Origin of the sequence: Nocardiopsis sinuspersici (assembly GCF_001998325.1) — a bacterium.
GTDB classification, from domain to species: domain Bacteria; phylum Actinomycetota; class Actinomycetes; order Streptosporangiales; family Streptosporangiaceae; genus Nocardiopsis; species Nocardiopsis sinuspersici.
Genome location: NZ_MCOK01000001.1, coordinates 864,968 through 877,684 on the forward strand (window position 1 = coordinate 864,968; position 12,717 = coordinate 877,684).

A 12,717-nucleotide genomic window follows, 5' to 3' on the forward strand; every position below is an offset into this window, starting at 1 on the left:
GGAGCCGGCCCCGGCGGCCGGTACGCCTAGGAGCAGCCGGTGCAGGTGCCGAAGACCTCGACGGTGTGCGTCACGCCGGTGAAGCCGTGCTTGGCTCCCATCTCGGCGGCCCACCTCTCCACGGTCGGGCCCTCGATCTCCACGGCGGTCGCGCACACCCGGCACACGATGTGGTGGTGGTGGCTCTCGGTGTCGCACGCCCGGTAGACGGCCTCGCCGTCGTCGGTGCGCAGCACGTCCACCTCACCGGAGTCGCTCAGTGCCTGAAGCGCCCGGTAGACGGTGGTCAGTCCGATCTTGGAACCCTCGGCACGCAGGTCCGCGTACAGGTCCTGGGCACTGCGGAAGCCGGAGTACCCGCTCAGAGCCTGGCGTACCGCTTCGCGTCGTGTACTCATGTCACACCCTCCCCCGATCAGTCTGGGGCATCGTACCGGCCACACCGTCCCCGACGGGCTGGTGGGTGGCCGGGGGCCGGCGCCCGGAGAGGCGCCGCATCGCGCCGCCGACCGCCACCGACACACAGAAGACGGCCAGGGCCAGCACGACGATCGTCGCGCCCGGCGAGAGCTCGGCGTAGAAGGACGTGGTCAGGCCGCCGACCGAGGACAGCAGCCCGATCACCACGGCCAGGAGCATCGTCACCCGGAAGCTCTTGGTGAGCTGCTGGGCCGCGGCGACCGGGACGATCATCAGGGCGCTCACCATGAGCACGCCCACCACCCGCATCGCGATCACCACCGTCAGCGCGGCGGTCACCGCCAACAGCACGCTCAGGAAGCGCACCGGCAGCCCGTGGGCCCGCGCCACCTCCTCGTCCTGGCACAGCACGAACAGCTCGCGGCCGAACACCGCCACCACCGCGGCCACCCCGGCGGCGAGTACGCCCACCACCCACAGGTCGGACTCCTCCACCGTGCTCACCGAGCCGAACAGGTAGGAGACCAGTGTGGCGCTGCTCGCCCCGGGTGTGAGGCCGATGAGCAGCACGCCGCCCGCGATGCCGCCGTAGAACAGCAGCGCCAGGGCCACGTCCCCGCTGGTGCGGGTGCGCACACGCACCAGTTCGATGAGGACGGCGCCCAGCGTGGCCACCACGGCCGCGGTGAGCACGGGGGAGGTGCTGGTGAGCAGGCCCAGCGCCACCCCGGTCAGGGCGACGTGGCCGATCCCGTCGCCCAGCAGGGCCAGGCGCCTCTGGACGAGGTAGGTGCCGATGACCGGGGTCACCAGGCCCACGAGCACGGCCGCGAGCAGCGCGCGCCGCATGAACTCGTAGTCGAGCAGCTCAGTCACGGCCGGGTACCTCGAGTCGGATCATCTCCGAGGCCGTGGTGGTGTCCACGGACTCGGGAGCGTTGGGGTCGGGATGCGGGTGCTGGTGCTCGTGGCCCGGGCGCGCGCACTCACCTGTGGGCTCGGGCGCGGCACCGTCGTGCGCGACCCGTCCGGACTCCAGGACCACGGCGCGTTCGATGACGTCCTCCAGCGGGCCCAGCTCGTGCAGGACCAGCACCACGGTGGAGCCGCGCTCGCGCAGGCGGGCGATGGTGCGGGCCAGCGCCCGCTGGTTCTCCGCGTCCACGCCGGCCATGGGCTCGTCCATGACGAAGGTGTCGGGCCGCCCGGCCAGCGCGCGGGCGATGAGTACGCGCTGCTGCTGCCCGCCGGACAGCTCGCGCACCGAGTCGCGGCCGCGGTCGGCCAGGTCCACGGTCTCCAGCGCCTCGTCGACGGCGGTCCGGTCGGCGCGGGTGGACAGGGACAGGCGGCGGCGCGAGGCGACCTGTCCGGAGGCGACGATCTCGCGGACGGTGGCGGGAACGGCGCCCCCGGCGGTGATCCGCTGGGGTACGTAGCCGATCCGGTGCCAGGCGCGGAACCGCCGCAGCGGGGCGCCGTGCACGAGGACCTGGCCGGAGGTGAGGGGCACGATGCCCAGCATCGCGCGCATCAGGGTCGACTTGCCCGAGCCGTTGGGGCCCAGGACCGCCATGGTCTGGCCCGCGGGTACGCCGACGTTCACACCGTCGAGTACGGAGACTCCGTCGTAGGCCACACGTGCGTCGACGATCTGGAAGGAGGGAGGTACGTCGGCCTCGACGTCCGTGAACTGGTCAGACACCGTTCCATTATCACGAAAACGAAAACGGTTGTCAAAGTATGACGGATGAGCGGCAGAACGGGATCAGTAGCCCAGGAGGCGTGCCGCCGCGAGCACCAGCACGACCACCACCATGAGTACGCGGGGCATCCTCTGCTGCGCGGCCAGGGAGGGCCAGGTCAGGAACGCCAGCCACACCAGGAACACCGCGACCAGGAGCAGGCACAGCGCCCCGACCAGGCCGGGTGCCATCAGCCCCGCGACGAACAGGGCGCCCAGCACCAGCGGCGCCAGCCACCGCGGCCGCTGGTGCAGCCACACCAGCGGCACCGCGCTGCGCTCCTCCACCGACCTGCGCAGCCTTCCCGCCCCCTCGGTCCTGGGGCCGGGGGCGCCTCCCCCCGGGAGGGGGCGTCCCCGGTCCTGCCGCCGCTTCTCGTCACCGTGCTCGGGAGGGGCCATCGTCCGTATCCGCTTCTGGTCCTGTGCCGCCGCCGGGCGCACCCGTCGGCCGGACGCGCCCACCTCAGGCGATGGGCGGCGGGTCCGCCGGGGCCTGTGGTACTTGTTCTCCTGAACCCTAGTGCAGGCTCCCGACGCGTCGCCTGGCGACGGCGCGGTCCCTTGCGCCGCGCGTCCCCCCTTTTCGTACGGTGGAGGAACCAGCGGGTTCCACGCACCTGGGGTAACAAAGAAATCACTTTAAGCTGGCATCTGTCCCGCGAACGCGGGAGCCACTTATGGTTACCCGGATATTGCTCACAGTAGTCAATCTCTCGGAGGAAGTCGGCTTCCGTGCCCCAAGCCACTGTTGCCGTGACGTTCGACGTCACGGAGCCACACCTGCAGAACTGCCTCGACTCCCTGGCCCGCCAACGCGGCGGTGGCCGGGACGGGGCCCGAGCGCCCGGATCCGCGGCGCCCGTCGAAGTCGTCCTCGTCCCGGTCCTCGGGGCCGCCGGCCGCGCCGAGGAGGGCGGCCAGGAGGAGGGCGACCAGGGAGACGAGGCCGTCGAGTCCGCGCGTGAGGACGCACGCGCCGTCGCCGCCGCGTTCGCCGAGTCCCCGCCCCCCGGCCTCACGGTGACCCTCCTGGCCGGCGGGCCCGCTCCCGACCGGCCCGCCGCGCGCGCACGCGCCACCGCCGCCACCAGCGGCACCCATCTGCTCTTCCTGGAGGGATCCGACGCCCTCACCAGCTACTCCCTGGACTACCTCCTGCACAGCGCCGCCGACACCCACTCGGACCTGGTGGCCGGCAACGTGTACAAGTTCGACGAGCTGGGCGCCTCCCCCTCCAAGGCGCACCGCAAGTACTGCAACAAGCACCGCGTGGCCGAGGACCCCCGCGACCTCCCCGCCCTGGTCGCCGACGGCACCCTCGGCAACAAGCTCTGGCGCAGGGGGTTCTGGGAGTCCCTGGCCGACCACTCCCTCGACCCCGAGGACGCCGACCTCGGCCTGCGCCGGGCCCTCCTGTCCGCCCGCACCGCCGACGTCCTGCCCGCACCCGTCCTGCTCAGGCGCAAGCGCGAGGACGCGTCGGTCCCCCTGGACAAGGCCGTCCTGACCCGCCGCATCACCGCCATGGGCGAGCTCGCCGCCGGCCTGCCCGGGGCCGACCGCGACCTGTGGGACCGCCTCCTCCTCCGGGGCGAGCTCCACCAGATCCTCCTGCGCCTGGACGAGGCCGACGAGGAGGCCCGTGCGGTCGCCGTCGACCTGCTCAACGGCTACCTCGACCACGTGCCCGCGCGGCTCCTGCACGGCCTCAACGTCCTCGACCGCCTCCTGTACCACCTGGTGCGCAAGCGGCGCGTCTCCGACGTCCTGGAGGTCGCGGTCTTCGCCAAGAGCGTCGAGATCAAGAAGGCCCCCGTCGTGCGGCGCGGTCTGGGCTACTACGTCCGCTACCCCTTCTTCGAGTCCGAGGACCCCGCCAGGGCCGTGCCACGCGAGGTGTACCGGCTGAACGAGGAGATCCGGGTCCGCCAGAAGACCGAGGAGATCCACTGGAGCCGCGGCCGCCTGCACGTCAGCGGCCGGATCGGTATCCGCCACCTGCGCGCCCGCCGGCGCTGGCAGCAGCACGTGGTGGCCTTCGCCGTCAACACCGCCACCCACCGCAGGGTCCGCGTGCCCGTGCGCGTCCGGCTCGCCGCCGAGTACCGGCTGCCCGACGTCGCCGACGCCGCCCGCCACGACTACGGCGGCTTCACCGCCGTCCTCGACCCGAACAGGCTGCGCACCTCCGGCTCCTGGGAACCCGGCGACTGGAAACTGGAGCTGGTCGTCCTCAACCGGGGGATCACCCGGCGCAGGTTCGTCTCCGGCCCCGTTCCCGGACCGCCCGAGCGGCCCGGCTACCACCAGGTGGCCGAGGACGTGTGGGTGCGGCCGCACTGGAACAGGGACCGCCAACTGGTGGTCAGCGTCGAACCGACCCGCGTCCGCGTCACCGGCCACCGCTTCGACACCCGGACCAGGGAACTGGAGCTGGAGGGCGAACTGGTGTCCGCGCCCGCCGCCCGGGACGCCGAGCTGCGCCTGACGCGGCGCCCCGGCACCGCCGAGCTCACGTACCCGGTCTTCGTCCACGACGGCCGCTTCATCGTACGCATGCACGCCGAGGAGCTCCTCGCCCGCAGCGTCACCGAGTGCGGCGGGGTGATCCGCCAGGAGGAGTGGGACGTCCACCTGGCCACCCCGCGGGAGCGGGGTGTTCCGCTGGTCCTGCCCGACGAGGTGGCCACCGCCGCCTACGCGGACGAGGGCATCCGGCGGGAGCTGGCCGTGCAGCGCACGGCGACCGGCCACCTGAAGCTGCGCGCCGGGCACGCCCGCCCCACGGTCGACCGGGCCCGCTGGCAGGGGCGCGACCTGGTCCTGGAGGGCGAGTTCCTCGACCGCGCCGAGCTGCGCCTGGTCGCCAGGGCGCGCGGCCGCGACGAGGAGCACTCCCTGGCGGTGGAGCGCTCCGGCCACCGCTTCACGGCCCGCTTCTCCCCGGCCGACGTCGCCACCCTGTCGGGCACCCTGTCCCTGCCCGCGGGTACCTACCAGCTGTGGGGCCGGGTCAGCGACCCCGCGGCCGAGAGCGGATCGACGGACGTGGGCGTGGAGTTCTCCGACGCGCTCATCCCCGACCTACCGCTGGAGACGCGGACCAGGGAGCGCGCCTACGTCCTCTCCTACCAGGGGAGCGGCATCCCCGTGCTCCAGGTCGGCAGCGACCTGCGCCCCTCCGAGCGGGGCGCCTTCGCCCAGCGCGCGCTGCGCGAGCACCACTACCCGGCCCAGCGCCGGGAGCCCGTCACCGAGGGGATCCTCTTCGACACCTACACCGGGCGCCAGTACTCCGACAGCCCGCAGAGCGTCTACGCGGAGCTGCGCGGGCGGGAGCGCTGGGCGGACTACCCGATGTCGTGGCTGGTCGCCGACGGCCAGGTGCGCCTGCCCGACGACCTCGTCCCGGTGCGCCACCGGGGCCGGGAGTACTACGAGGCCCTGGCGCGCAGCCGCTACCTGGTCACCAACTCCCGCCAGCCCGCGTGGTTCCACCGGCGCCCCGACCAGGTGGTCGTGCAGACCTGGCACGGCTCGATGCTCAAGCGGATCGGCTTCGACGTGGAGAACATCCGCGGCAAGTCGCGCGACTACTTCGACAAGCTCGCCTGGGAGACCGCCCAGTGGGACTACCTGGTCTCACCGAGCCCCTGGGCGACCCCGATCCTGCGCCGCGCCTTCCGCTTCGAGGGCGAGATCCTGGAGACCGGCTACCCGCGCAACGACGTCTTCTTCTCACCGGACCGGGACGCGATCGCCGAGCGCACCCGCAGGCGGCTCGGCCTGCCCGAGGGCAAGAAGGTGGTGCTGTACGCGCCGACCTGGCGCGACGACAAGTACTACACGCGCGGCAAGCACAAGCTCGACCTGCACCTGGACCTGCGCCGGATGCACGACAAGCTCGGCGAGGACCACGTGCTGCTCGTGCGCCGGCACCCCCGGGTGGTGGACAGCGTGCCGATCGTGGGGGAGGGCTTCGTCCACGACGTGTCCCTGTACCCGGAGATCATGGAGCTGTTCCTGATCACCGACGTGCTCGTCACGGACTACTCGTCGATGATGTTCGACTTCGCCAACACCGGCCGCCCGATGCTCTTCTTCACCTACGACCTGGAGAGCTACCGGGACAACCTGCGCGGTTTCTACTTCGACTTCGAGGAGACCGCGCCGGGGCCGCTGCTGACCGAGTCCGACGAGGTCGTCGACGCCCTGCTGAACATCGACGAGGTGGCCGCCCGCAGTGAGGCCTCCTACCGGGCCTTCGTCGAGCAGTTCTGCCCGCTCGACGACGGGCACGCGGCGGCGCGCGTCGTCGACCGGGTCTTCGGCCGGGACTGACACGGAGCACCGCGGCGCGGACGCCCGGAGACGACCCCTCTCCGGAACGTCCGCGCGTGGGGTCGGGGCCTACGACAGGTTCGGGTCCCGGTGGGTGACGCGGCCGTCGAGCACGGTCAGTACGACGGGCAGGCCGGGCAGGTCGGTGTCGGAGGTGGTGAGCGGGTCGTCCGCGAAGACGGTGAGGTCGGCGCGCCGGCCGACGCCGATACGTCCGGCGACCCGCTCCTCGCCCGCCGCGTGGGCGGGGTTGACGGTCATGGCCTGGAGGGCCTCCAACGCGGTGAGGGCCTGCTCCGGGCCGTGCGGGGGCTGGGACGGGTCGCGGCTGGGACGGCGGTGGCGGGCGCCGGCCATGACCCCCAGCGGGGCGTACGGGGCGATGGGCCAGTCGGAGCCCAGGACGACGGTGGCGCCCGAGTCCCACAGGTCGCGGCAGCGCCAGGCGCGGGAGGCCCGCTCCTCGCCGAGGCGGCGGGACCAGTTGTCGGTGTGGTCGGCGCGCGTGTAGTCACAGCAGTGGGTGGGCTGCATGGAGGCGATGACCCCCACCTCCGCGAAACGGCGCAGGGTGTCGTCGGGCACGGTCTCGATGTGCTCGACGCGGTGCCTGAGGCCCCCGCCGCCCTGCGCCCGCGCCTTCTCGACGGAGTCGAGCACGTGCCGTACGGCCGCGTCGCCGATGGCGTGCGTGGCGGTGGGGACACCGGCCCGGTGCAGTTCGGCGACGGTGCGCGTGTAGTCCTCGGGATCGGGCCAGAAGGCGTGGGTGGACCTCCCGTGCCGGTCCGGTCGCTCCAGCCACGCGGTGCCGTTGTCGATGGTGCCGTCCATGAAGAGCTTCACGCCCTCGGTCCGCCAGAGCCGGCCGGCGGTCCCCTGCTGCTCGATGAGCGCACGCAGCCCGTCCGAGCCGGTGTCCGGCTGGCACCAGGGGGCGACGCGCAGCCGCAGCGGCAGTTCCCCGGCGGCGTCGAGTTCGGCGTAGAGGGAGAGGCTGTCGCCGTTGGCGTCCATGGCGTGTCCGCCGGTGAGCCCGGACGCGGCCATCCTCCGCAGGGCGGTGGCGAGGCGCTCACGCCGCTTGGCGGCGGTGGGCCTGGGGGCCGCGCGCTCGACGAGCTCGCAGGCCGCGTCCTCCAGCAGCAGACCGGTCGGACGCCCCCGGTCGTCGCACACGACCTCGGCCGCCTGGTCGAAGCGGCGGGGACCGTCGACGCCCGCGAGTTCGAGGGCGCGGGCGCTGGCGATCATCGAGTGCGCGTCGAAGAGCTGGAGGAGGGCCGGGACGCCGTCGAGCACCGGAGCGAGGGCGTCGGCCGATACGGGTCGGTCGCCGAACACGTTCGGGTCCAGGCCCCAGCCGTGCAGCCACGCGCCGGGGGGCAGTGAGCGCGCCTCGCGGGCCAGGGCCCCGCGCACGCCGTCGAGGCCGGTGTGGCCGGACAGGTCCAGGCCCTGGGTGAGCTCGGCGCCCGACACCGGGTGGAGGTGGCCGTCGACGAGGCCCGGCGTCACCACGGCTCCCCCGAGGTCGACCACCGTCGTCGAGGAGTCGGCGAGCGCGCGGATCCGGCGGTCGTCGCCCAGCGCGGAGATCCGTCCCTCGGAGACGGCCAGGGCGGTGTCCGGCAGCGGCCCTCCGGTGACCGGGTCGAGCAGGCGGGCGGACAGCAGGACGAGGCTGGTGGGCACTACGGCTCCTCGTGGTCGGTTCGTCGGGGTCGGTCGGCGGTGGTGCCGGCGCCGTCGTCGGAGCCGGGGACGGGCCGGGCGCCGCTTCGGCCGTCCTCCAGCGCGGCCGCGTGGCGCAGAAGGGCGCCGCCGTCCAGGCCGAGTTCGCGTTCGGCGGTGGTGACGGCCATGTGCCTGACCGTTTCGGGGCGGTCGCCGTCGTCGGTGTTGGCGTGTGCGCCGAGACCGTCGACGACCACCAGGATCCGGACGGCCGCCACACGCGGATCGTCGGTGCGGAAGGCGCCGCCGTCGACGCCGTCGCGGATGAGGCCCTCCAGGCGTTCGCGCCACATGGCCTCCTGGCGTTCGACCCTGCCGCGCAGGACGGGGCGGTAGCGACTGAGGTGGCGGGCGTTGAGCCAGAGCCGACTGATGTCGTCGTAGGGCTCTCCCATCGCGAGCGCGAAGAACCGCGCGAGGTGGTGCGTGGGCGTCCCGTCGCTTCTGTCCCTCGGAATGAGCGTGTCGAGTTCTCCTGCGGCCGCGCTGCCGAAGGCCTCTGCCACGAGGTCCTCGACGGCGGGGAAGTAGTGGCTGACGAGGCCGGGCCGTACGCCGAGCCGCTCACCGATCCGGCGCAGGGTGATGCATTCGAGCCCCTCGGCCAAGGCGACGGCGGCGGCCTCGCCGACGATCTCCGCGCGCCGGTCCGCCGGTGACTTGCGGATTCGTTTCCTCTGGACGCTTGACGACATGTCCACGATGCTATTGAGTGTGTGACCAATAAGCAAGCGGGCGGTGGGCACCGTCACAGCGGACCGGAGGATTCCATGGCATCCACGCATCCCCCCTCTGGCGGAGGAGCCGCCGACACCTCCCCGGCGTCCAACAGGGCCGGCCGGGTCGAGGCCCACGGAATCGACCACATCCCCGACGGCGAACGGCAGGGGAGACCGCGGGAGCTCTTCGCGGTCTGGGCCGCGGCCAACGTCAACTACCTGGGCCTGGTCGTCGGCGGCGTCCTGATCCTCATGGGCCTCTCCCTGTGGCAGGCCCTGCTGGTGTGCGTGGTGGGAAACCTGTTCTGGGTGCTGGTGGGGATCCTGGCCGTGTCCGGCCCCGCGTCGGGAACGCCCAGCGAGGTGGTCATGCGGGCCATGTTCGGCGTCCGCGGCAACCGGGTGAACATCGCCGTCACCGGCTGGGCGCTCTGTATCTGCTACATCGCCCTGAACCTGGCCGCGGCCGCGGTCGCCGGCTTCTCCCTCGTCGAGAAGGCGGGTGTCGAGGCGAACACCGGTGTGCGGGCCGCCGTGATCGTGGTCATCTCCGCCATCACCCTGGCCATCAGCGTCTACGGCCACGCCACGATCGTGAAGCTCTACCTCCCGATCACCCTGCTCCTCACCGGGGCCTTCGCGATCATCGGCTTCGAGGTGCTGCGGCGCGCACGGTGGGACTACACGCCGGCCGAACCGCTCGAGGGCACCGCCCTGTGGGCGGCCCTGCTCATCGGCGTCACCCTCATCGCCTCGGGCCCGCTGTCGTACACCAACAGCGCGGACTTCTCCCGCTACCTGAGGCGCACGACCTCCCCGGCGGCCGTGGCCGGCTGGACGACGCTCGGAGGCTTCCTCCCCGGCGTCGTGGTCACCTTCCTCGGCTCGCTCGCCGCCACCGCGATCGACATGGCCGAGCCGCAGGCCGCCCTCGAGTCGATCCTGCCCGGCTGGTTCGTGCCCGTCTTCCCGTTCGTGCTCATCCTGAGCACGATCGCGATCAACGCGATGTCGGCCTACAGTTCCGGCCTGGCCCTTCAAGCCATGGGCGTCAGGATCCGCAGGTCCCTCAGCGTCATCGTCGACGGGGTCCTCGCCGCGGCCCTGACCACGTACGCGTTGTTCGTGTCGAACTTCCTCGACTCGGTCAGCAACATGCTCCAGCTCACCGTCGTCCTGCTCGGCCCCAGCACGGCGATCTACGCCACCGACATCCTGCTGCGCCGCAACCGCTACGACGGCCCGGGCCTCACCGACACGACCGAGGAGGGGCCGTACTGGTACTCCTCCGGCGTCAACTGGGCGGGGTTCGCCGCTCTGGTCGCCGGCACCGCCGCGGCCACCCTGTGCGTGGACACCCTGCCGTACACGGGGCCGGTCGCCCGCGCGATCGGACTGGACCTGTCCCTGCCCGTCGGGATGACCCTCGCGGCGGTCGTCTACGCCCTCACGGCGCGCTCGTACAAGGCCCCGGGCACGAGGGCTCCGGAGGCCCCGAAGACCTCCGTGAATCCGGGAGCCCCCCGAGCTCCGAGGGCTCCGGAGGCCGACGCCGAGAACGCCGTGTGACCCGGGATGGGCCACAATGAACCCGTGATCGTCATCACCCGCTACTCCGTGCCCGAGGCCGACACCGCGGCCTTCCAGACCGACGCCGCCGCCGCGGTCGACGTGCTCTCCCGCCGCCCCGGCTTCCGGGGCCACTGGGTGGGCCGCGCCGCCGACGACCCCTGCCTGTGGACCGTGGTCACCGAGTGGGACGGCGCCGGGTTCTACCGCCGGGCCCTGTCCGACTTCGACGTCAAGGTCAACGCCGTGCCGCTGCTCTCACGCGCCATCGACGAACCCACCGCGTTCGAGGTCATGGCCGGTGGCGGCGCCCCGGCCTGAACCGTCCGGGCCCCGTGGGCAGGGAAAAGCGTGTGTTCGCGGTTGTCGTGTGCCCTAGCCTGGGTGGACGCGGTCGTCCGCCGTTGCCGCTCCCGGGTTTCGGCGCACGTTCACCGCCCACACGACAACCGATGTATCGCTAACCGCGATCCACCGACACCCAGCCGGATGGAGAGTCACCCATGGCCGCCAAGTCAGAGGCAATGGACGCACTGGTCAACCTCGCCAAACGCCGGGGTCTGGTCTACCCCTCCAGTGAGATCTACGGAGGTCTGCGCGCCGCCTGGGACTACGGCCCCCTCGGCGTCGAGCTCAAGAACAACGTCAAGCGCCAGTGGTGGCGCGCCATGGTGCAGGAGCGCGAGGAGATCGTCGGCCTGGACTCCAGTGTCATCCTGGCCCGTGAGGTCTGGGAGGCCTCCGGCCACGTGAACGCGTTCGTCGACCCCCTCACCGAGTGCCAGTCCTGCCACAAGCGCTTCCGCGCGGACCACCTCATCGAGGCCTACGAGGCCAAGCACGGCCACGAGCCCGCCGAGGGCCTGTCCGCGATCGCCTGCTCCAACTGCGGCGCCAAGGACTCCTTCACCGAGCCGCGTATGTTCAACGGCCTGCTGCGCACCTACCTGGGCCCCGTCCAGGACGAGAAGGGCCTGGCCTACCTGCGCCCGGAGACCGCCCAGGGCATCTTCGTCAACTACAAGAACGTCGAACAGAGCGCCCGCCGCAAGGTGCCCTTCGGCATCGGCCAGATCGGCAAGTCGTTCCGCAACGAGATCACCCCGGGCAACTTCATCTTCCGCACCCGCGAGTTCGAGCAGATGGAGATGGAGTTCTTCGTCAAGCCCGGCAGTGACGAGGAGTGGCACCAGTACTGGATCGACGCCCGCCACCAGTGGTACCTCGACCTGGGCATCGCCAAGGACAACCTGCGCCTGTACGAGCACCCGCAGGAGAAGCTGTCCCACTACTCCAAGCGCACCGTCGACATCGAGTACCGCTTCAACTTCCAGGGCTCGGAGTGGGGTGAGCTGGAGGGCGTCGCCAACCGCACCGACTACGACCTCAGGACGCACTCCGAGGCCTCCGGCGCGGACCTGTCCTACTTCGACCAGGAGAACAACGAGCGCTACATCCCCTACGTCATCGAGCCCGCGGCCGGTGTCGACCGGGCGGTGCTCACGTTCATGCTGGACGCCTACAACGTGGACGAGGCCCCCAACGCCAAGGGCAAGCTGGAGAAGCGCGCCGTCATGCGCCTGGACCCGCGCCTGTCCCCGGTCAAGGTCGCGGTGCTGCCGCTGTCGCGCAACACCGACCTGTCGCCCAAGGCGCGCGACCTGGCCGCCCGGCTGCGCAGGCGCTGGAACGTGGAGTTCGACGACGCCGGCGCGATCGGCCGCCGCTACCGCCGCCAGGACGAGATCGGTACCCCGTTCTGCGTGACGGTGGACTTCGACACCCTGGAGGACGACGCGGTGACCGTGCGCGAGCGCGACACCATGTCCCAGGAGCGTGTGTCCCTGGACCGGGTGGAGACCTACCTCTTCGAGCGCCTGCCCGGCTGCTAGGACCCGAGCCGCAGCTGTGCCGACGGCGCCCGCCGTCCCCAGGGACGGCGGGCGCCGTCGTGTGTTCCGGAGGAGGTGAGACGGCCGGACCCGGGGGGATGGGGGTCTCCGGCCGCCTCCTCGGCTCCCTCGGCCGCACACGGCTGAGGGTTCCTGGGTCTCAACCTAGTGGTAGGGCCTGTGCGGTACCTGGCTGTTTGATGCGGATTGTCCTACCGCGTAAGTGAATCGTGACGACGAATTCCTCGTCCGGTTCGTAGCCGCTCACCCTCATGGCCACGGCGGGGGAGGC

Annotated in this window: 10 protein-coding genes; 4 read left to right on the top strand and 6 right to left on the bottom strand. The window is 71.9% G+C overall.

What is annotated here, in order from left to right; genetic code table 11:
- Positions 1-26: 26 nt before the first annotated feature.
- The 4 genes from NOSIN_RS03650 to NOSIN_RS03665 form a co-directional block, all read right to left on the bottom strand.
- Complete coding sequence (locus NOSIN_RS03650) at positions 27-398, bottom strand: Fur family transcriptional regulator (RefSeq protein WP_077689377.1); 372 nt, start codon at positions 396-398, stop codon at positions 27-29.
- A 1-nt stretch (position 399) separates the two neighbouring features.
- Positions 400-1,296, bottom strand: coding sequence for a metal ABC transporter permease (locus NOSIN_RS03655; protein ID WP_077689378.1), 897 nt, complete (start codon positions 1,294-1,296; stop codon positions 400-402).
- Positions 1,289-2,125 (bottom strand): metal ABC transporter ATP-binding protein, encoded by an 837-nt coding sequence (locus tag NOSIN_RS03660; protein WP_077689379.1) that lies wholly within the window; start codon positions 2,123-2,125, stop codon positions 1,289-1,291. The genes NOSIN_RS03655 and NOSIN_RS03660 overlap by 8 nt, the downstream gene beginning before the upstream one ends.
- A gap of 63 nt (positions 2,126-2,188) precedes the next feature.
- Positions 2,189-2,566, bottom strand: a complete 378-nt coding sequence (locus NOSIN_RS03665; protein ID WP_077689380.1) for a DUF6703 family protein — start codon at positions 2,564-2,566, stop codon at positions 2,189-2,191.
- Positions 2,567-2,899: 333 nt separating this feature from the next.
- On the opposite strand from NOSIN_RS03665, the gene NOSIN_RS03670 reads away from it, so the two are divergent.
- Entirely contained in the window at positions 2,900-6,508 is a 3,609-nt protein-coding gene (locus NOSIN_RS03670; RefSeq protein WP_077689381.1) for a CDP-glycerol glycerophosphotransferase family protein, read from the top strand.
- A gap of 69 nt (positions 6,509-6,577) precedes the next feature.
- On the opposite strand, the gene NOSIN_RS03675 is transcribed toward NOSIN_RS03670, so the two are convergent.
- Together NOSIN_RS03675 and NOSIN_RS03680 are read right to left on the bottom strand one after the other, a co-directional pair.
- The gene (locus tag NOSIN_RS03675) at positions 6,578-8,203 is read right to left on the bottom strand and encodes an amidohydrolase (RefSeq protein WP_077689382.1); all 1,626 of its coding nucleotides are present in this window, start codon (positions 8,201-8,203) and stop codon (positions 6,578-6,580) included.
- Complete coding sequence (locus tag NOSIN_RS03680; RefSeq protein WP_077689383.1) at positions 8,203-8,940, bottom strand: TetR/AcrR family transcriptional regulator; 738 nt, start codon at positions 8,938-8,940, stop codon at positions 8,203-8,205. Before NOSIN_RS03680 ends, NOSIN_RS03675 begins: the two co-directional genes overlap by 1 nt.
- A 75-nt stretch (positions 8,941-9,015) precedes the next feature.
- Here NOSIN_RS03680 and NOSIN_RS03685 point away from each other — a divergent pair, with 75 nt between their 5' ends.
- The 3 genes from NOSIN_RS03685 to NOSIN_RS03695 all read left to right on the top strand — a co-directional run bounded on the left by NOSIN_RS03685 (position 9,016) and on the right by NOSIN_RS03695 (position 12,425).
- A complete protein-coding gene (locus NOSIN_RS03685; protein ID WP_077689384.1) occupies positions 9,016-10,533 on the top strand; it encodes a purine-cytosine permease family protein in 1,518 nt (505 codons plus the stop codon).
- 24 nt (positions 10,534-10,557) lie between these two features.
- Positions 10,558-10,854 (top strand): antibiotic biosynthesis monooxygenase family protein, encoded by a 297-nt coding sequence (locus NOSIN_RS03690; protein ID WP_170293616.1) that lies wholly within the window; start codon positions 10,558-10,560, stop codon positions 10,852-10,854.
- Between the two features lie 182 nt (positions 10,855-11,036).
- Positions 11,037-12,425, top strand: coding sequence for a glycine--tRNA ligase (locus NOSIN_RS03695; RefSeq protein ID WP_171986552.1), 1,389 nt, complete (start codon positions 11,037-11,039; stop codon positions 12,423-12,425).
- Positions 12,426-12,717: the final 292 nt, after the last annotated feature.